The organism is Sulfitobacter sp. JL08, from assembly GCF_003352045.1.
Classification (GTDB): Bacteria; Pseudomonadota; Alphaproteobacteria; order Rhodobacterales; family Rhodobacteraceae; genus JL08.
In genome coordinates this window covers 3290049-3307623 of record NZ_CP025815.1, presented here as the reverse complement: position 1 = coordinate 3307623, position 17575 = coordinate 3290049, and the positions used below count along the sequence as shown (strand labels likewise).

The 17575-nt window shown below is 58.4% G+C and carries 19 protein-coding genes and 1 tRNA gene; 12 read left to right on the top strand and 8 right to left on the bottom strand.

The features are described from left to right. Positions 1–88: 88 nt before the first annotated feature. From C1J05_RS16310 to C1J05_RS16300, 3 genes are all read left to right on the top strand, one after another. Positions 89–925, top strand: a complete 837-nt coding sequence (locus tag C1J05_RS16310; protein ID WP_114871169.1) for a nitroreductase family protein — start codon at positions 89–91, stop codon at positions 923–925. A 259-nt stretch (positions 926–1184) separates the two neighbouring features. Then, positions 1185–1490, top strand: coding sequence for a 2TM domain-containing protein (locus C1J05_RS16305; RefSeq protein WP_205388975.1), 306 nt, complete (start codon positions 1185–1187; stop codon positions 1488–1490). After that, on the top strand, positions 1483–3036 hold the full coding sequence (locus C1J05_RS16300) for a phytoene desaturase family protein (RefSeq protein WP_114871167.1): 1554 nt from the start codon (positions 1483–1485) through the stop codon (positions 3034–3036). The genes C1J05_RS16305 and C1J05_RS16300 overlap by 8 nt, the downstream gene beginning before the upstream one ends. 174 nt (positions 3037–3210) lie before the next feature. Here C1J05_RS16300 and C1J05_RS16295 read toward each other — a convergent pair. Both C1J05_RS16295 and C1J05_RS16290 read right to left on the bottom strand, forming a co-directional pair. After that, positions 3211–3286: transfer RNA gene (locus C1J05_RS16295), tRNA-Ala, on the bottom strand. 102 nt (positions 3287–3388) lie between these two features. Next, complete coding sequence (locus C1J05_RS16290; protein ID WP_114871166.1) at positions 3389–3715, bottom strand: TIGR02300 family protein; 327 nt, start codon at positions 3713–3715, stop codon at positions 3389–3391. Positions 3716–3818: 103 nt separating this feature from the next. On the opposite strand from C1J05_RS16290, the gene C1J05_RS16285 reads away from it, so the two are divergent. From C1J05_RS16285 to C1J05_RS16265, 5 genes are all read left to right on the top strand, one after another. Continuing rightward, complete coding sequence (locus C1J05_RS16285; protein WP_114871165.1) at positions 3819–4505, top strand: M48 family metallopeptidase; 687 nt, start codon at positions 3819–3821, stop codon at positions 4503–4505. 66 nt (positions 4506–4571) lie between these two features. Beyond that, positions 4572–5222 (top strand): GntR family transcriptional regulator, encoded by a 651-nt coding sequence (locus tag C1J05_RS16280; protein ID WP_114871164.1) that lies wholly within the window; start codon positions 4572–4574, stop codon positions 5220–5222. Positions 5223–5361: 139 nt separating this feature from the next. Continuing rightward, complete coding sequence (locus C1J05_RS16275; RefSeq protein ID WP_114871163.1) at positions 5362–6375, top strand: ABC transporter substrate-binding protein; 1014 nt, start codon at positions 5362–5364, stop codon at positions 6373–6375. A 9-nt stretch (positions 6376–6384) separates the two neighbouring features. Further along, positions 6385–7152, top strand: coding sequence for an ABC transporter ATP-binding protein (locus tag C1J05_RS16270; protein WP_114871162.1), 768 nt, complete (start codon positions 6385–6387; stop codon positions 7150–7152). Further along, positions 7145–7936 carry an ABC transporter permease gene (locus C1J05_RS16265; RefSeq protein ID WP_114871161.1) on the top strand — a complete coding sequence of 264 codons (792 nt, stop codon included), beginning with the start codon at positions 7145–7147 and terminating at the stop codon, positions 7934–7936. Before C1J05_RS16270 ends, C1J05_RS16265 begins: the two co-directional genes overlap by 8 nt. A 7-nt stretch (positions 7937–7943) precedes the next feature. On the opposite strand, the gene C1J05_RS16260 is transcribed toward C1J05_RS16265, so the two are convergent. Next, on the bottom strand, positions 7944–8906 hold the full coding sequence (locus C1J05_RS16260; RefSeq protein ID WP_114872390.1) for an acetyl-CoA carboxylase carboxyltransferase subunit alpha: 963 nt from the start codon (positions 8904–8906) through the stop codon (positions 7944–7946). Positions 8907–8989: 83 nt separating this feature from the next. Then, on the bottom strand, positions 8990–9583 hold the full coding sequence (locus C1J05_RS16255; RefSeq protein WP_114871160.1) for a LysE family translocator: 594 nt from the start codon (positions 9581–9583) through the stop codon (positions 8990–8992). Between the two features lie 72 nt (positions 9584–9655). On the opposite strand from C1J05_RS16255, the gene C1J05_RS16250 reads away from it, so the two are divergent. Beyond that, positions 9656–10108, top strand: coding sequence for an Lrp/AsnC family transcriptional regulator (locus C1J05_RS16250; RefSeq protein WP_114871159.1), 453 nt, complete (start codon positions 9656–9658; stop codon positions 10106–10108). A 26-nt stretch (positions 10109–10134) separates the two neighbouring features. On the opposite strand, the gene C1J05_RS16245 is transcribed toward C1J05_RS16250, so the two are convergent. Then, positions 10135–10722 carry a VOC family protein gene (locus C1J05_RS16245; RefSeq protein WP_114872389.1) on the bottom strand — a complete coding sequence of 196 codons (588 nt, stop codon included), beginning with the start codon at positions 10720–10722 and terminating at the stop codon, positions 10135–10137. A 301-nt stretch (positions 10723–11023) separates the two neighbouring features. On the opposite strand from C1J05_RS16245, the gene C1J05_RS16240 reads away from it, so the two are divergent. From C1J05_RS16240 to C1J05_RS16230, 3 genes are read left to right on the top strand one after another with little or no spacing between them, the layout of a single operon-like run. Then, positions 11024–11542, top strand: coding sequence for a YHS domain-containing (seleno)protein (locus tag C1J05_RS16240; protein WP_114871158.1), 519 nt, complete (start codon positions 11024–11026; stop codon positions 11540–11542). After that, a complete protein-coding gene (locus tag C1J05_RS16235) occupies positions 11532–12044 on the top strand; it encodes a rhodanese-like domain-containing protein (protein WP_254684628.1) in 513 nt (170 codons plus the stop codon). The genes C1J05_RS16240 and C1J05_RS16235 overlap by 11 nt, the downstream gene beginning before the upstream one ends. Next, on the top strand, positions 11984–12889 hold the full coding sequence (locus C1J05_RS16230) for an alpha/beta hydrolase family esterase (RefSeq protein ID WP_254684627.1): 906 nt from the start codon (positions 11984–11986) through the stop codon (positions 12887–12889). Before C1J05_RS16235 ends, C1J05_RS16230 begins: the two co-directional genes overlap by 61 nt. A gap of 3 nt (positions 12890–12892) precedes the next feature. On the opposite strand, the gene mdoH is transcribed toward C1J05_RS16230, so the two are convergent. The 3 genes from mdoH to C1J05_RS16215 are packed head-to-tail and all read right to left on the bottom strand — an operon-like array spanning position 12893 to position 17546. Beyond that, positions 12893–14794: a glucans biosynthesis glucosyltransferase MdoH gene (gene mdoH / locus C1J05_RS16225; protein WP_114871157.1), complete on the bottom strand. Its 1902-nt coding sequence runs from the start codon at positions 14792–14794 to the stop codon at positions 12893–12895. Then, positions 14791–16326 carry a glucan biosynthesis protein gene (locus C1J05_RS16220; RefSeq protein ID WP_114871156.1) on the bottom strand — a complete coding sequence of 512 codons (1536 nt, stop codon included), beginning with the start codon at positions 16324–16326 and terminating at the stop codon, positions 14791–14793. Before C1J05_RS16220 ends, mdoH begins: the two co-directional genes overlap by 4 nt. Next, positions 16326–17546 (bottom strand): OpgC family protein, encoded by a 1221-nt coding sequence (locus C1J05_RS16215; RefSeq protein ID WP_441351694.1) that lies wholly within the window; start codon positions 17544–17546, stop codon positions 16326–16328. Before C1J05_RS16215 ends, C1J05_RS16220 begins: the two co-directional genes overlap by 1 nt. Between the last annotated feature and the right edge of the window lie 29 nt (positions 17547–17575).

The window sequence follows — 17575 nt, the reverse complement described above, 5'->3', positions numbered from 1 at the left end:
TTATAAGCAAGAGTTAAACTGACAAAAAGGAATTAGTATTTATGTTTTGCGTAAGAAAGTCTTACGAATTGGCTTGGAAAGGGCAGGCATGACCCAGTCTGATTTGCAAACTCACTTGCGCGCGCGGTTCGCGGAAGACCTTGATCTTGACGAACTGACAGGATCGGCGCGTGAAACGATCACGAAAATGGCGGCACGCGCATCGTGCCGGTCGTTCCGAAAGGATCCGGTTGCGGATGAAACCCTGCGGATGTTGTGTGCGGTTGCAATGTCCGCGCCCTCCAAAAGTGATCTGCAACAACGCGACATTATCGTTTTGCGCGATTCTGCGGTGGTGTCGGCGGTCAAGGAATTGCTAGCGGCGCAAAGCTGGATCGCGGGCGCGCCGTCGCTTTTGGTGTTTTGTGGCAATAACCGGCGGCAACGCCAGTTGCATGCGCGCTGGAACCGCCCGTTCGCGAATGATCATCTGGATGCGTTATTCAACGCGAGTGTGGATGCCGGCATTGCCCTGTCCGCCTGTGTTACGGCGACCGAGGCGATGGGACTGGGATGCTGCCCGATCAGCACGATCCGAAACGATGCGCAAGCGGTCAGCGACCTGTTGAAGCTGCCCGATCATGTTTTTCCGGTTGCTGCGCTGGCGGTAGGTTTCCCCGAAACCCATGGCCGGATCAGCCCGCGCCTGCCGCTGTCGGTGACGGTGCATTGGGACAGGTTTGACGAAAGCGGGATTACGCAGGCATTGGACGCATATGACGCTTTGCGCGCCCAGCCCGGTAAAAAGGTTTCGCAGCGCGACACGGCAACCTTTGGTCATTCAGACCCCTATGTCTGGTCCGACGGCAAAACCCGTCAGTATGCCAAACCCGAGCGGGAAGATTTCGGCGCTTTCATACGAAGCAAAGGGTTCAAGCTGGAGTGACAGCAACCGCATGGCGGGGAACGATCCGATTCAGGGGTCCGCGCAGTCAGGAATACCGTGTTTTCAATTGGTCGAAACATGGCTCTATCCGCGACGCCCGGTTCATTTCATGGGTTCGAACAGCCGAACCCGGAGGTGTCTCCTTGGCTTGCCGGTGCTTCATATCCGCAAAGAACACATGAACAATCACGAGAGTTTGACCTCGCTCAATAGGGCGGCCCCGTCAGTGTGTTAGACTAGAAAGATCAAGCAATCCTGATTGAGAAAGGCGATGGAGAACCTCGAAGCATTTCGATCAGCCAACAAGCGCTTTGAAGCCATGATGTGCTTCGATATTCACTCGGGGCGTTACGTGTCGGTCAATTTGTTTCTTGCCGTTGTCAGTTTCGCGACCACTTTCAGTTCCGTTTTTGGCCGCTGGTCAATGCTGCTTTGGGGCTTTGCAGGTCATCTCATACTCTCGTGGTTCTCGCTTTCCCAAGACTTTTCGCCGCTGTCGGAAGCAGGATTGAAACGGATTTGGGCACGTCCCGAATACAATTCGGAGGGTAACCACTATGGGTGATGAAAAAACACAGACTTGGGATGCGATTGTTATCGGGTCCGGCATGGGCGGTATGACCGCGGCCGCCGCACTAGCCAAAATGGGCCACAAGGTCTTGCTTTTGGAGCAGTACAAGACACTGGGCGGACTGACGCACAGCTTTTCGCGCGAGGGATTTTCCTGGGATGTCGGGATTCATTATCTCGGCTGTGTCGCGCCCGGCGACCGGGAACGGGTATTTATCGACTGGCTGTCGCACACCCCCATGGAATTCGAACCCATGGGGGCGGTTTATGACAACCTGCATCTTGCGGATACCGCGCCCTTAGCGCTGTCACGCCCCTATGAGGCACAGGAGCGCGACCTGAAGGATCGCTTTCCCGACGAGGCCGAAGCGATCGAAGCCTGGACTGCCGCGCTGCGCGCAGGGCGGGAAGTCATGTACTCGATCGCGTCAACCCGCGCCATGCCTGACTTTGTTGGCCACATGATTGAGTGGTGGAACCATCGGGCCATTAACAAATGGTGTGCCCGCACAACCCAGGAGGTGGTCGACAGTATCACGCAAAACAAAGATCTGGCCGCTGCTTTTACCGCGCAATGGGGGGACCACGGAGGCCGCCCAAAAAAGGCAAGTTTTGCCATGCATGCGCTGGTTTGCGGTTCTTTTCTGGAAAGCGGTGCATGGTATCCTGTGGGTGGCGGCAAGGCTTTTGCTGAGCATCTGGTACCTACGATCACGCAAGCAGGTGGAGAAGCCCGCGCGGGTGTGAAGGTTGACAAGCTGCTGGTCGAAAAAAACGGGGTCGTCGGGGTGCGCACATCCGAGGGAGAGGAAATCCGTTCGGATGTCGTCATATCCAACATCGGTGCGCGCGAAACGGTCAATCATTTACTGCCTGCAGGCTTCGGACCCGAAGACTGGATCGGCAAAATTCAGGCGCTGCCAGCCTCGATTGCCCACTTCAACCTGTTTTTGGGTTTTGAGGGTGACGTGAAAGAGGCCGGAGCCACACGGTCTAACCACTGGATCTATCCGACAGGAGAGGTAGACGTGATGTGGACAGATGCGCCGGAAGGCGATCCGCCCAGCTTTTTTGTCTCGTTTGCGTCCCTGAAAGACCCAAGCCACGATCCCGGCCCCAAGCAAAAATATGCGGGCGAAATGGTCGTCTGGGCCGATTGGAACAGTGTCGCCCGATGGGCGGGCCTTCCTTCGGGTGCACGCGGCGCAGAGTACAAAGCCATGAAACAACGGGTCGAGGACAAAATGTTCGCGCTGTTCAAGAAGAGTTTTCCCGATCTGGCGGAACTTGTCGTCTTTCGTGAGCTTTCGACGCCTTTGGCGACGGCGTCGATTACCGGCCACCACGAAGGCCGTTTCTATGGGCTTGACGGAACGCCAGAACGCGTACTGAGCGATGCGCTCAATGCCAAGACCCCGATCAAAGGGCTATATCTCTCCGGGCAAGACGTGGTCAGTCAGGGTATTCAAGGCGCTCTTTGGGGCGGGATACTTTGTGCTGCCAGCGTTGATCCAAGAATTTTCAAACAGGTAAGACGCTGATCTGCCGGACTTGGACCTTATTGGGGCAGGTGACCGAAAAACCTCAATACAGCCGGTCATGAACGCCGCGCAGTCGCCATTCGGAGCTCTGGTCTTGAGCGCGACAGTGTTCGAACAGGAAAACCCTATGCCAGAGCATTATATTCTGCCCGTCGCGTAACAGTTGGGGGAAATTGGTGGAGCCTAGCGGGATCGAACCGCTGACCTCCTGCATGCCATGCAGGCGCTCTCCCAGCTGAGCTAAGGCCCCAATGTGCCAGACGTGTCTGGCATGCGCCGCTGTCTAGGCGCTTGCGCGGGCCGGATCAAGCGAAAAAATCCGCCCCTGCGCAGCATTTTTCTAGTCTGACGATCAGTCGTCGTCATCCGCCGCGACATCGGCGATTTCATCCAGCGAAACATCATCATCGTCGTCGTCGTCTTCCAGCAGATCATCATCCAGATCCACTTCGACGTCGTCGTCATCTACCAGCAGTTCATCATCATCGGATGCCTCTGCCTGTTTCGCCTTTGTTGTGGCCGCGTCTTCCGCATCAGCTGCGATCATCCGGCTTTTGCCGTTTTCCATTTCGACCTTTTCGCCGGTGTACGGGCTGACGATCGGCACTTGGTTCAGGTCGTAAAAGCGTTTGCCGGTTGTCGGGCAAATACGCTTAACACCCCATTCTTCCTTGGGCATGTGTAATCCCCTTTAAAAATATCATGAGTCTTGTCGACGATTCCGGCCAAGTGCCATATGAGGCAGGCAGTGTCAAAGCCTTTACGCGCAACCGAGACCACCGATGACAGATCATTCCCTTCCCGGCAATCCGCCAATTCCGCTGCTGTTTCGCCGTTCCGCCCGGGCCCGGCGCATTTCACTGCGCATTTCGCAACTGGACGGGCGCGTGACGCTGACCCTGCCCAAACGCTGCGCCGAGCGTGAAGCTCTTGAATTTGCAGCGGAGAAAGAACGGTGGATTCGCAAACATCTGGATGCGCGCAGCCCCGATACCGTTATCGGGTTGGGCGCAACCCTGCCATTTCAGGGCGCGATGTTCGAAATTGTTGCTGGGCAGGGGCGATCTGTTCTGGTCTCGGACGGGAAAATCGCTGTTCCCGGGCCGCCTGATCGTGTGCCGGCGCGCCTGTCCGGTTTCCTGAAACAGACTGCCCGCACTCGATTGGCCCATGCGTCTGATTACTATGCATCGAAACTGGGCCGGCCCTATGCCAAGCTGACCATCCGCGATACACGATCCCGCTGGGGGTCGTGTTCCGCAGAAGGGGGGCTGATGTATTCATGGCGACTGATCCTGGCCCCGACCCAGGTGCTGAATTACGTCGCGGCGCACGAAGTGGCCCATTTGCAGGAAATGAACCATTCAGAGCGTTTCTGGGATGTCGTGCAATCGCTTTACGGCGCGTACGAAGCTCCGCGCGGTTGGTTGCGTCGGGAAGGGGCCGGCCTGCACCAGTACCGGTTTTAAAAGAGATTCGAGGGAGAGATCACGCGACAGATTGACCTTTTTCCGGTTTGTGATCACAAATAGCGCATGATGATCAATCCCCGCCCGGCCGAAGCGACGCCAGCAGCCCACGATACCGTTTACCGGCGGTTGCGGACCCGTATCATGTATGGCGAAATCGCCCCCGGCAGCGCGCTGACATTACGCGGGATCGGAAAAGAGTACGGGGTTTCGATGACGCCCGCGCGCGAAGCCGTGCGCAGGCTGGTGGCCGAGGGTGCGTTGTTTCTGTCAGCGTCGGGGCGCGTTTCGACACCGGAACTGACAAGTGAACGGATCGAAGAACTGGCCGCTTTGCGTGCCTTGCTGGAAGTCGAACTTGCCAGCCGCGCCCTGCCGCGCGCGCATATGGCCCTGATCGACCGGATGCAGGCAATTGATGCCACCATTGCCGAGGCTGTCCTGAACCGCGATTCGGTCGGTTACATCCGCACAAATCTGGAGTTTCACCGCACGCTCTACCTGCGTGCACAGGCGCCGGCCATTCTGGCGATGGCAGAAACCGTCTGGTTGCAGATGGGGCCAACGATGCGCGCGCTTTACGGTCGGCTGCGCCGGACGGAACCCCCGCAATACCACCGCCTGATCCTGGCGGCGTTAAAGGCCGGGGACGAACCGGGATTGCGTCTGGCTGTCCGGTCGGATGTGACACAGGGATTGCGGATGCTGACCAGTTAAAGGGCAGGAGCCTCCGGCGGGGATATTTTCAAACAGAAGAAGATATCGGTGCTGACAGATTGCCCTTGGTGCACAAAGCGACATAACATCCCCGCAACGCATTGTGACAACATTTCGCTAAATCCTTGGGAGGACTATCATGACACATCTGACACGCCGTTCGACGCTGGGCCTGATGGGGGCGGCTGCAACGGCACCGCTGTTGGGCGCGCCGGCCTATGCCAGCACGAAACTGAATGTGGGCGCGTTGCGCTTTACCAGCCACGCGGCCAGTTTCGTCGCATTCGAGCGAGGATATTTCAGCGATGAAGGTCTGGATGTCGAATTCCGGTTCTTCGAGGCCGCCCAGCCGATGGCGGTGGCGATTGCATCAGGGGACGCGGATTATGCCGTGACAGCGATTTCCGGCGGTTTGATTTCCCTGGCAGAAAAAGGCGCGGCCAAGGTGATTGGCGGCGCGTTAAGCGAAGAAGCCGGCATTGACGGGCAGAAAATCCTGGCCTCGGATGCGGCGTTTCAGGCCGGACTGACATCTCCCGCGATGCTGGATGGCAAAAGCTTTGGGGTGACGCAACCGGGGTCTTCGTTTCATTACATGGGCGCCAAGATCAGTGGCGCTGAAGGGGCGAGCGTGCGGTTTACGCCGCTGCAAAAAGTGGGCGCCATCATTGGCGCACTGAAGTCGGGGCAGGTTGATGCGTGGTCGATCGTGCCGCACATCGCCAAACCGCTGGCTGCTTCGGGCGCAGTGCATATCATTGGCGATGTCGCCGATTATCTGCCCGGATATCAGGTGACAACCGTGTTCACATCGGCGGCCAATGCGGCGAATGAGCGGGCCAAGACCGAGGCTTTCCTGCGCGCCTTTTCGCGCGGTGCGGACGATTTCAACGCAGCCCTTGTTGATAAAACAGCCGGGGACGATGCCGCCGAAGACATGGCGAAGCTGGTTCACAAATACGTCTATACAGACCGTCCCTATGAAAAGGCCAAGCCATCAATCGTCAACGGCGCGATGCGGATCAACGCGGGCGCTGCGCTGAACATGGCGTCGGTGAAGGATCAGGTCGACTGGTTCAAATCAGAAGGCCTGATCAAGGATGATATCACGGTCGATACACTGGTTGATCCGTCTTATGTCGAGGCGGTGTAAGCCGGACCTTTGGACCTGACGCTTCAGAACATCACGCACCGCTACGGAGACGTGGCGGTGCTGGATGATATTTCGCTGGACATTCCAGCGGGCCAGATTGTGTGTATCATCGGACCGTCCGGATGTGGAAAATCGACGCTGCTGCGTTTGATCGGCGGGCTGGAACGTGCGGATCAGGGCAAGATCTTGCAACTGGGCGAACCGCCAGCCGGCTGTCTGAACCCGCTGACCTTTGTCTTTCAGGATTTTGCGCTGCTGCCCTGGCGGGATGTGGCGGGCAACGTTTCCCTGGTTCTGGAAGATCACGGGTTGGGCCAAAGCAAGACGGACGCCATTGTTGCGGATGTTCTGGCGCGCACCAAACTGGGCGATTTTCGCAAGGCCCTGCCGCGCCAGTTGTCGGGCGGGATGAAGCAGCGCGTGGCGATTGCCCGCGCGCTGGCGGTGAACCCTGCCGTGATGTTGCTGGACGAACCATTGTCGGCGCTCGATGCACAAACGCGCGAATTGCTGATGGAGGATCTGATCGCGTTGTGGACGCGGGCGCCGTTCACCGGTGTTTATGTCACCCACAATCTGGCCGAAGCGGTGCGCCTTGGTCATCGGGTTGTCGTTCTTTCGCGCCGTCCGGGGCGTATCCGCGAGGTGATCGATATAGATTTGCCACTGGAAGACCGGCATATGAACCACCCCGAGCTTGAAGTGCATCAGGCGCGGCTTTGGACGCTGATGAAAGAGGAAGCAGCGGCGGCGGATCAGGAATTGTTGCATGTCTAGCGGCACCCCCGTTCCGTTTCGTGGCGGCGGGTTTCGCCCGACCGGCAAGCGCGGCGTCGGCATAGCTGTCTTTGTTGTCCTTGTCCTGATCATCGAATGGGGCACGCGCGCGGGCTGGATCAGCAATCTGACCCTGCCACGGCCCAGCGATGTGGCCGCAACATTTGTCGATCTCTGGCAAAGCGGGATGCTGTGGCAGCACCTTTGGCCATCTTTGACGCGGTTGCTGGTCGGGGGCGCCTTGGGAATTTCGGCAGGTGTCGGCATTGGCGTTCTGATTGGATTGTTCAGTTACATCCGTGCCGGGCTGGTGCCCTTAGTGGCCGCAATATTCCCGATCCCGAAAATTGCGTTGTTGCCGCTGTTTGTGATCTGGTTCGGAATTGACGAAGCTTCGAAATACGCCCTGATCGCATTGGGGACGTTTACACCGACAGTTGTGGCAACCTATGGCGCTGTCGACAATGTCGACCGCACATTGGTGCGGATGGGGCAGAGTTTCGGTCTTGGGTGGTGGTCCATCGTGCGCAAGATCGTGCTGCCGGGGGCGTTGCCCGGTATCCTGTCGGGGCTGCGTGTCAGCGTGGCAATCGGGATTATCCTGCTGGTGGCGGCGGAAATGCTGGGGGCCGAATATGGCATCGGCGCTTACATTCTACAGGCCGGTGCCTTGTACGACCTGGAACGGTTATTTGCAGGTGTTGTGATCCTGTCGGTTCTGGGCGTCACCACCAGCGCCATGATCGGGGCCGTTGAACGCCGCGTCTTGCGCTGGCGCAGTTAGGTACCAATCACGCTGCAAGCCCCTTGGATCCCATATCCAGATATTTGCGACGTCTGTCACTGATCAGGTCTTTGGGTTTCTGATCGCTCAGTTCATCCAGCATGGACAGGATTTCGGAATTGACGGATTTCATTGCCGTGACAGCATCGCGATGCGCGCCGCCCTTGGGTTCGGGAATGATGCGGTCGGCCACACCCAACTGGATCAGGTCCTGTGCGGTCAGGCGCAGGGCTTCGGCGGCTTCGCGCATCTTTTCCGCATCCTTCCACAGGATCGAGGCACAGCCTTCGGGCGAAATGACCGAATAAACGGAATGTTCCAACATCGCCACACGATTGGCCGTGGCAAAGGCAACGGCCCCGCCCGATCCGCCTTCGCCGATGATCACGCTGATCAGAGGCACTCCGATTTGCAGGCATTTTTCGGTCGCGCGGGCAATCGCTTCGGACTGGCCGCGTTCTTCGGCGCCCTTGCCGGGATATGCGCCGGGCGTATCGACAAGGGTGATCACCGGCAGGCCGAACTTGCCCGCCATTTCCATCAGGCGGATGGCCTTGCGGTATCCTTCGGGGCGCGCCATGCCGAAATTGCGTTCGATGCGGGATTTTGTATCGTTGCCCTTTTCATGGCCGATCACCATCACCGGGCGTCCGTCGATGCGGGCCAGCCCGCCCATCACGGCGTGATCATCGGCAAAGTTCCGATCGCCGGCAAGTGGCGTGTATTCGCTGAACATCGCGTTGATGTAGTCGCGGCAATGCGGGCGGTCGGGGTGGCGCGCCACCTGACACTTGCGCCAAGGGGTAAGCGATTTGTAAAGATCGGTCAGCATATCGGCGGCTTTTTTGTCCAGCGCCTTGGCTTCGTCCGCGACATCCATTTCCTTGTTTGCCCGCCCCAGGGCGCGCAATTCCTCGGCCTTGCCTTCGATTTCGGCCAGCGGTTTTTCGAAATCCAGATAATGGGTCATGCGGCGCTCCTTGACGGTCACGGACCTTTATATGGCGGGCAATGCGCGCCTTTGCAATCCGGTTTGCCCGATGACGGGCAGCGTTACGGGAACAGGACAGGATAAAGCGATGCAACCAGCAGGGCCGCCATGGACCAGTTGAACATGACAAGGCGGCGCGGGTTTGTCAGGATTCGCGCCATTTGCTGTCCCAGCAACGTCCACGTGCTGACCGACGGCAGATTGATGGCCCCGAACACCGCCGCGACAAGCAGGATTGCGGCGTAGGTATTTGATGGCATGTAAACCGTCACGGCCGTGACGGCCATGGTCCATGCCTTGGGGTTGACCCACTGGAACAGTGCGGCCTGCATGAATGTCATCGGGCTGCCGACCGATACGCCTTTCTTGATCGAGGCTGCGGTGGCGATCTTGAATGCAAGAAACAAAAGATAGGCGACGCTGACGATTTTCAGAATCGTGTTGGTAACGGGAAACTGGCTAAAGACCTGCGCAAGCCCGGCCCCGACCAGAACAACCATAAAGGCAAATCCCAGCCCGACGCCCAGCATGTGCGGAATGGTGCGCCGGAATCCGAAATTGGCGCCTGACGCCATCAGCATCAGGTTGTTGGGCCCCGGTGTGATCGAGGAAACAAAGCAAAAAGCGGCTAGCGCTGTGAGGATTTCATAGTTCATTGCGCAACTATTAGTCATTTTTTGACGAATTAAGTTGCATAATTCGCGTGGCAGCGTGAAGTTTAGCAACGAATGGCAAAACTTGACCAAATAAACGATCATATATTGCGAGAACTGTCCCGTGATGGACGGATCAGCAATCTGGAGCTGGCGGATCGAGTCGGCCTGTCACCGTCCGCCTGCCTGCGCCGCGTTCAGGATCTGGAACGCGCTGGCGTGATCAAGGGATACCGCGCCGTGCTGGACCGGTCGGCCATGGGCGGTGGTTTCACGGCATATATCGGTGTCGGACTTGGGGTGCATAACAAAGCGGCGCAGGAAGCGTTTGAAAAGGCCGTCGCACACGCGCCCGAGGTGCGGGAATGCCACAACATAACCGGCACGATTGAATATTTGTTGCGCGTCGAATGTGCCGATCTGCCCTCTTACAAGCGGTTCCACACAGACGTTCTGGGCACCTTGCCGCAGGTCAGATCGCTGACATCCTATGTGGTGATGGGATCCCCCAAGGATGAACGCGCCTGATTGCGGGCATGTACCAGCGCAGGGGTTCAGTTTGAATACGGATCCTTGGCAGAGCGATCATCGGACAAAGACCCCTGTCGCTTTGCAACCAGTTCTTCGATTGCGTCGGCAAGGTGCAATTCCTGAATGTTGTAATCGCCCCGCGCAACCCGAATTCTGTGCGCGGCGATCATCACATCCGCATGGCTGTATCCGAACGGCGGCTCGAACCGGTAACAGGCCAGTTCGATCAGCAGACCCAGCGGATCCTTGAAGTAGATCGAATCCATAAAGCCGCGATCCTTCGGGCCGGAATGCTTGATCCCGCGCTGGTCCAGTCGCTCGACCGCTTGAGAAAAACTCGCCTTGCTGACGGCAAAGGCAAGATGGTGAACACATCCCGCATCGGTCGGGGTGCGTTTCGGATCCGGTTTGCGATCTTCGTTGGTAAAGACCGTGATCAGGCGGCCGTCACCGGGATCAAAATACACGTGCCCTTCGTCGGGATTGTCCAGATTGGGCTGGTCAAACACGAACGGCATGCCCAACACACCTTCCCAAAAATCGATCGAGGTTTGACGATCCGCGCCCGTGATTGTGATGTGATGAACGCCTTGCGTCTGGATTTTTCGCATAATCTTGCCCTCTGAGAGTTCGAAAGGATGTCTGATTTTAACGAACACGGCCGAAAATGTCATTTCGGTCCTGCGCACATCTTCTGTGCGTGGCGCGAGCGAAGGCAGATGTTTCAGTTTTCTGCAATGCTTGAGCGCCTCCATGGCCCAACCGTTACAAGATGCGTGCAAAGCCACTAGGAACCACGCTAGTCTCATCACGAAACGATTGCCAAATTCACAAACCCGAGAGAGGGACTGACATGGTTTCGATTATCTTCATAGGTTGTGGACACTGCACACACATCCAAGGATTTTCCGAATGAAACGTTTTTCTTTTGTCGCTGCCGCCATCCTGTCGATGAGCACAGCCGCCTTTGCTGGCGAACAGTATATTGACGAAACCGGCTTTGCGGTTTCCGGCTATGACGTGGTTGCCTATCGCAGCCTGACGCAAAACCCTGTTGGCAGCGCCCAACCCGAAGGTATTCCGGGACGCGCCGATATCACGGCTGAATATAATGGCGCCAAATTCGCCTTTTCATCTGAAGAAAACCGAGACACGTTCTTGGCCGATCCGGCGAAATACGCGCCACAGTATGACGGTCACTGCGCCTTTGGCGTTGCCAAGGGCGGTAAGGTTCCCGGGAACCCCAATCTGTGGCGGATCGTGGATGACAAGCTGTATCTGAACATTACGCAAAATGTCGTCGGATTCTGGGAAGAAGACATTCCCGGCAACCTGGAACTGTCCGAAGGCAACTGGGTCAGTCTGGATCCGCAAGAGGCATCTGACCGAACAGTGCCTGACTTTATGTCTGCGGCCCCTGTTGCCAACTAACACGCCCCAGAATGACCCGAAGGTCAAACATCCGGCGCACCTGTCGCGCCGGATGTTTGGCGTCGGTCTGGTGTCTGCCGCCGCAATTGGCGCGGTCTGGTGGCGTAAAAGAGATCTGGAAGCAAACGCCAGCGTCAAACTGGATGTTCAGGCCGCCCATGACGCGGCGGTGCGCAACGAAATCCTGTTGATCGATATCCGACGACCCGATGAATGGGCGCTAACCGGCATTCCTGCCCCGGCCGTTGCAATAGACATGCGGCGCCCGGATTTTGCGGCGCAATTACAGCGCCTGAATGCCGAATATCCCGATCGCCCCGTCGCTGTGATCTGCGCGCGCGGGGTGCGTTCGCGTCGCCTAGCGGCCAGTTTGATGGAAGCCGGGTTTGCCGGTGTTCTGGATGTGCCGGAAGGTATGCTGGGCTCTGGTGCAGGGCCGGGATGGATGGCCCGCCGATTGCCGGTGCGCCAGATGACGGCGCAGGAAAAGGCGGAAATCTGATGCGGCTTTTGGGCGTTGTTGCAGGACTGGCGATGTCGCTCGGGTTGGCAAACGCCGCCATGGCAGCGTGCAGTACATCGCCGGACCCCTGCGCAATTGCATCCGGTACCTACCATATCGAATTGCCGGAAACCGCCGCCGCGGGGCGGCCTGCGCTGATGTTTATCCATGGCTATGGCAGCACCGGCGAAGGTGCATTGCGCAACCGCGGGATGGTGGATGTGGCACTGTCACGCGGCTATGCCGTCATCGCGCCGGACGGGATGCCGATGACGGGGCGCAACGGGCGCAGCTGGTCCTTTCACCCGCTTAGAACGCAACTGCGGGACGAGGTTTCCTTTTTGCAATCAGTGCGGGATGATGCCGCCGCGCGCCACGGGCTGAATGCCGAAAACATGCTGCTGGCCGGTTTTTCGATCGGCGGTTCCATGACATCTTATCTGGCATGCGCGGTACCTGATGCCTTTGCCGCCTATGCACCTGTTGCGGGGGGCTTCTGGCGGCCGCACCCGACGACCTGCGCCGGCCCCGTCAAATTGTTTCACACCCATGGCTGGACCGACAAGACCGTTCCGCTGGAGGGGCGCGTGCTGCGCGGGGCTGACAGCAATGATCCGGCGGCCCTGATGCAGGGCGATATCTTTCACACAATGGAAATCTGGCGGGTCGCCAACGGATGTTTTCAACTGCGCGGAGACGATTTCACCGTGACAGAAGCGTTCTGGCGGCGCAGCTGGACCCGGTGCAGCGAAGGCACCGCGCTGGAACTGGCGCTGTTTCCCGGTGGGCATGGTGTGCCGCAAGGCTGGGCAGATATGGCCCTGACCTGGTTCGAGGCACAGTAGTCATTATTCCGCGGCAATCTGGGGCGCGTCGCCTGCGTTGAGCAGGGCTGCGTTTATCCTTGCGCGCTGTATGCGGGCCTGTGCAACGATACCGGGTTCGCGGATCGTGTGGGGGCTGTCCAGACGCCATCCTCCACGGGCCGTCTTGGCCAGGTTCACCGCGCTGAACGCCGACAGGGGAACCGCCAGAAGCAGGCTGGCTATGATCGGAAGCAGCCAAAGCGATACCAGCCCCGCCACGATCCCGACCGCCAGCACTGCGCCGATCAGCGTTTCGAACCAGTGAAACGCGAACAGGGTGCGCAGGTTATAGCTGCTTGGCCCGCGCCGCTGTGGCATCCACCCGCCACCCGCACTGAACATGGCGCGCAATACGGCCTGTGTTTGCTGCACCATCAGAATGGGTGCATAGGCAATCGAAGACGCAACTTCGACGCCAAACGCCGTCAGGAACGCGCGGCGCCCACCAAACAGCTTTTGCGCCTTGGGCGACAGGGCGATCATGATTGCACTGGTCATTTTTGGGGTCAGCAGCATCGAGTACATGATCAACAGAAAAACCAGCGAATTTGTCTGATTGATGTCGGGCCACGCCGGAAACATCGGATTGGTTTCGTTGAAATACCTTATCACGTTCGTTTCGGCGCTTTTGCCCAGTAATGCCCAGACAATCAGCAGAATGAACCATGCCGGCGACAACAGATAGCTGACCGCGCCGTGAAACAGGTGAAAACGGGAAACCGGATGAAAACCACGCGTGGCCAGCAGGCGCAGATGTTGCAGATTGCCCCGGCACCAGCGCCGGTCCCGCAATACGTAATCGATCAACGTGGGCGGGGTTTCTTCAAAACTGCCACCGATGCGCGGCAGAAACCGAACACCCCAGCCCGCACGCCGCAGCAAACCGGCCTCGACGAAATCGTGGCTCATGATCAGCTGCTTTTCCCCGCGCAGCCCCTGAAGGTAAGGCAGACCTGCAGAGGCCGCAAAGGCGCGGGTGCGAATGATTGCGTTGTGGCCCCAGTAATTACCTTCGCGCTGGGCCCAAAGCGCCAGCCCTTCGGCCAGAAGCCACCCGTAAGCGATATTGGAAAATTGCTGGATGCGCGCAAACAGGGTTTCGGCCCCGATCAGCGTTGGAAAAGACTGGATCAGCCCTGCTGCCGGATCCGCGGCCAACTCATCCGCCAGCCGCGTTATGGCGTGCCCGCTCATCAGGCTGTCGGCATCCAGAACCAGCATCGCATCATAACCGGCGCCCCAACCGGTGATCCAATCAACCAGATTGCCAACCTTCTTGTCCGTGTTTGCAAGACGCCTGCGGTAGTAAATATTGAAGTTTTCGGGCGCTTGCGCGCGCAACGCTGTCAGGGCGGTTTCTTCTGTGCGCGCAATCGAAATGTCTTGCGTGTCGCTCAGGATAAACAGGCTGTAACTGTGTTTTGAACGTTTGCGGGCCAGATCGTCAATCATGGCGGCGGCGTTGCCAAACACATCGGCCGCGCTTTCGTTATAGATCGGGACCAACAGTGCAACACTAAGCGGTGTGTGTGCAGCGGCTGGCCCCGATGCCGGTTTGGTTGCGCTGCGCAACGTGCCCAGAACGCCGACAATGACCGTACTGACCGACAGGGAAACCCAGACGAACATCGTTCCGATCAGGAACAGCAAACCGTATTCCAGCCACGTCATTCCGGCGCTCGACAGCCAGCCGTGGATGCCGAACAGCAGGGCGGCAGTTGCCAGAAGGGCCGGAATGAAAACGGCCGCCCGCCATGCTGCAACGGGGTGATTGGGCATCGGGGCAACCTGGCTGGCAGACCGGCGGCGCAAATCCTGCACCACCATTTCCAGCGGAGCGCGGGGAGGCATCAACGGCGCGGGGTTTTCAAAAGCGAATGTCATGGTGTCCACCGGTACAACCACACTTCGCTTAGCGGGGTTCCATCGTGGCGCAATTGCACGCGGAATTCCGCCAGTTGTGCCTCTTCAGGTTCAAATGCAAAGGCAAGCCGGGGGCCACCGGTTTCCGGGTTTGTCTGCAAAACGCCCTCGGACACGGTGCCGGCACTGGTGCGGATCAGTTTTTCGATATTGTCCAGATCGTCGGGTACCCGTGCGCCATCTTCGAAATCAATGGCAATGATAAAGCCGAGTTTCGCGTCCGGGCCAAAGGGCGGACGGGCCCCCATGCGTGTGTTCAAAACCCGCAACGGCGCGTCGGGCAGATCGGGTTCAACGCCCCAATCCATGCGATAGGCGAACTGCGCCTCGCCACCTTGTGGAATGGGATCGGACGGGCGCCAATAGGCTACAACGTTGTCATAAATCTCAAGATCGGCAGGTATTTCGACCAAGGTGACAGCCCCACGCCCCCAATCGCCCTTGGGGGTGATCCAAAGGCCGGGGCGGCGGTGATACAGCGCTTCGAGATCGGCAAAATCACCGAACCGGCGTTCGCGCTGTAACAGGCCGAACCCTTGCGGGTTGATATCGGAAAAGGCGCTGATCTGAAGACTGCGCGGATTGGTCAGCGGCCGCCAGATGGTTTCGCCCGCACCGTTGCGGATCAGCATTCCATCGCTGTCATGTACGGCGGGCCGGAAATCGGAAAACCGGTCGCGCATCGTTTCATCAAACAGAAACATCGATGTCAGGGGTGCAATGCCAACATGTGTCAGGTTGGTGCGTGCGAAAATATGTGCCTGCACATCCATTTCCAGAACAGAGCCGTGGCGGATATCGAACCGGTAAACGCCGGTACAGCTTGGTCCTTCCAGCAGGGCGTACATCACCGTGTCGCCCATTTCGGGGGCCGGTCGTTCGATCCAGTATTCGGTAAAGTCGGGAAACTCCTCGCCTTCCGGTTCACCTGTGTTTAATGCGATGCCCCGGGCAGACAGGCCGTAAATCTGCCCGGTGCCGATACCGCGAAAATAGCTGGCCCCCTGAAAGACCGCATATTCCTGAAAGATCCCGGGCTCATTCAGTTCCGCGCGCAGGCGCAAACCTGAAAAGCCCATGTTGCCGTCGACAGGCAAATCGGGAAACTGATCAGTTGTGTCAAACACGGCCATATCAAACAGTACAGGGCGTGCCGCACCGTTTTCGATCACCGATAGCTTGACCGGTTGCGGGAAATAGAGACCGGGCGGAAACACATCAACGCGCAGGGGGGCATCCGTGCCTTCAAACAGCGCATTGCGGCTGTCAAACCAGATGGCGCGGTACTGGTCATAGGTCAGGTCGATCCACGGCTGTGGAACGTTAGCGCGCGGTTCATAGGCCTGCCCGGCCATGGCGCGCGCACGCGCAATCAACGCATCGTGCGAAAACGGCGTGGCGTCACCCACCTGCAAGCCGGGTTCGCTGGCGAATGCGGCGGTGGGTACGGCGGCCAGTGCCGCCAGCGCCTTTAATACGTCACGGCGCAACATCAGCGCACTCCTGCCCGTTGGCGCCAAGGCTGGGATTTGAACCAGCCCGCACCATACGCAACCCCAATCAGCAAGGCAAAACCAAGCATGTTTACAAAAAACATCGATGCGTAGTTGCGGCCCAGAACATCCAGCAACACGCCCAACAGCCGCGCAAGATACATTGACGCGATGAACACCGCCAGAGATTGCTGGCCCACTTTCATGATCACCTTCAGCACGACGCGCCATATCCGCGCGCCCAAGCTATCCTGCGAGGGCGGCAATAAGCGTGCGCCCTTCGGGCCAACCGCGACCCACGCCAGATAGGCCAGCGCGAGGAAATGGACATATCGCAGCAATCCAAAATCCGTCTTGTCGGTAAAGAAACTCAGGCTGTTGCGCACCTCGCGCAGTTCGGGAAACGTGCCCAGCAGGCGGAAATAGGACAGGGGTACAATGACAAGAACCACAGCAGCGGCCAGCATGATCAAACGGCGGTCCACCGGCGGCACCGGCAACCAGCCCGACATCAGCGCAAACCCGGTGAAAAACACCAGTTGCCAGCCAAACGGATTAAAAAACCATTCACGTTCGGACCAGGGTTCCGCCGGCAGCGCCAGCCCGCCCAGATCCGCCGCCGCCCAAACAAGAACGATAAATCCCAAGGCGGCCAGCGGCGCAAAACGGTAAAGTGCGATCACAACCGGCATCATCGCCAGCACAACCAGATACATCGGCAGGATGTCAAAATAGTTGGGCACATATCGCAGCGTGACCAAGGCGGGCAGGTTTGTCATCGGATCCTTGAAGAAAGGATAAAGATTAAGCTGCCCGACATAATCGCGCGAAAACAGTTCCGACGCATTCAACGCTGCCATCGTGACTGCGATGGCGATGAACAGGCAGATATGGGCCCAATACACCTGCCAGCAGCGAAACGCCACGCGGGCCGTGCCCATGGGCAGGCCCTGATCGCGAAACACCTTTCCAAAGGCGATGGCCGAGGCCATGCCGGAACAGAATACAAATACTTCGGTCGCGTCCGAAAATCCGAACCGCGCCGGGATCCACAGGGTCAGCCAGTTGCCAGGCGTGTGCGCGATCAGGATGATGAACATCGTCATGCCGCGAAAGAAATCCAGTCGCGGATCGCGTATGGTAGGCACAGCACCCCCGGGCGCGCTTTTGGCACGGTCGGGGTTCTGGGCCGTCATTTGGATCGGGTCCGCCAAGGTCATTGCCATTCTGGTCCGTTGCATTCGGTGCT

What these genes read in the sequence shown, in the direction of transcription:
- C1J05_RS16310 (WP_114871169.1), top strand. Translation starts at nt 89, where the DNA reads ATGACCCAGTCTGATTTGCAAACTCACTTGCGCGCGCGGTTCGCGGAA.
- C1J05_RS16300 (WP_114871167.1), top strand. Translation starts at nt 1,483, where the DNA reads ATGGGTGATGAAAAAACACAGACTTGGGATGCGATTGTTATCGGGTCC.
- C1J05_RS16290 (WP_114871166.1), bottom strand. Translation starts at nt 3,715, where the DNA reads ATGCCCAAGGAAGAATGGGGTGTTAAGCGTATTTGCCCGACAACCGGC.
- C1J05_RS16285 (WP_114871165.1), top strand. Translation starts at nt 3,819, where the DNA reads ATGACAGATCATTCCCTTCCCGGCAATCCGCCAATTCCGCTGCTGTTT.
- C1J05_RS16280 (WP_114871164.1), top strand. Translation starts at nt 4,572, where the DNA reads ATGATGATCAATCCCCGCCCGGCCGAAGCGACGCCAGCAGCCCACGAT.
- C1J05_RS16275 (WP_114871163.1), top strand. Translation starts at nt 5,362, where the DNA reads ATGACACATCTGACACGCCGTTCGACGCTGGGCCTGATGGGGGCGGCT.
- C1J05_RS16265 (WP_114871161.1), top strand. Translation starts at nt 7,145, where the DNA reads ATGTCTAGCGGCACCCCCGTTCCGTTTCGTGGCGGCGGGTTTCGCCCG.
- C1J05_RS16260 (WP_114872390.1), bottom strand. Translation starts at nt 8,906, where the DNA reads ATGACCCATTATCTGGATTTCGAAAAACCGCTGGCCGAAATCGAAGGC.
- C1J05_RS16255 (WP_114871160.1), bottom strand. Translation starts at nt 9,583, where the DNA reads ATGAACTATGAAATCCTCACAGCGCTAGCCGCTTTTTGCTTTGTTTCC.
- C1J05_RS16250 (WP_114871159.1), top strand. Translation starts at nt 9,656, where the DNA reads ATGGCAAAACTTGACCAAATAAACGATCATATATTGCGAGAACTGTCC.
- C1J05_RS16245 (WP_114872389.1), bottom strand. Translation starts at nt 10,722, where the DNA reads ATGCGAAAAATCCAGACGCAAGGCGTTCATCACATCACAATCACGGGC.
- C1J05_RS16240 (WP_114871158.1), top strand. Translation starts at nt 11,024, where the DNA reads ATGAAACGTTTTTCTTTTGTCGCTGCCGCCATCCTGTCGATGAGCACA.
- C1J05_RS16230 (WP_254684627.1), top strand. Translation starts at nt 11,984, where the DNA reads ATGGATGGCCCGCCGATTGCCGGTGCGCCAGATGACGGCGCAGGAAAA.
- mdoH (WP_114871157.1), bottom strand. Translation starts at nt 14,794, where the DNA reads ATGACATTCGCTTTTGAAAACCCCGCGCCGTTGATGCCTCCCCGCGCT.
- C1J05_RS16220 (WP_114871156.1), bottom strand. Translation starts at nt 16,326, where the DNA reads ATGTTGCGCCGTGACGTATTAAAGGCGCTGGCGGCACTGGCCGCCGTA.
- C1J05_RS16215 (WP_441351694.1), bottom strand. Translation starts at nt 17,546, where the DNA reads ATGACCTTGGCGGACCCGATCCAAATGACGGCCCAGAACCCCGACCGT.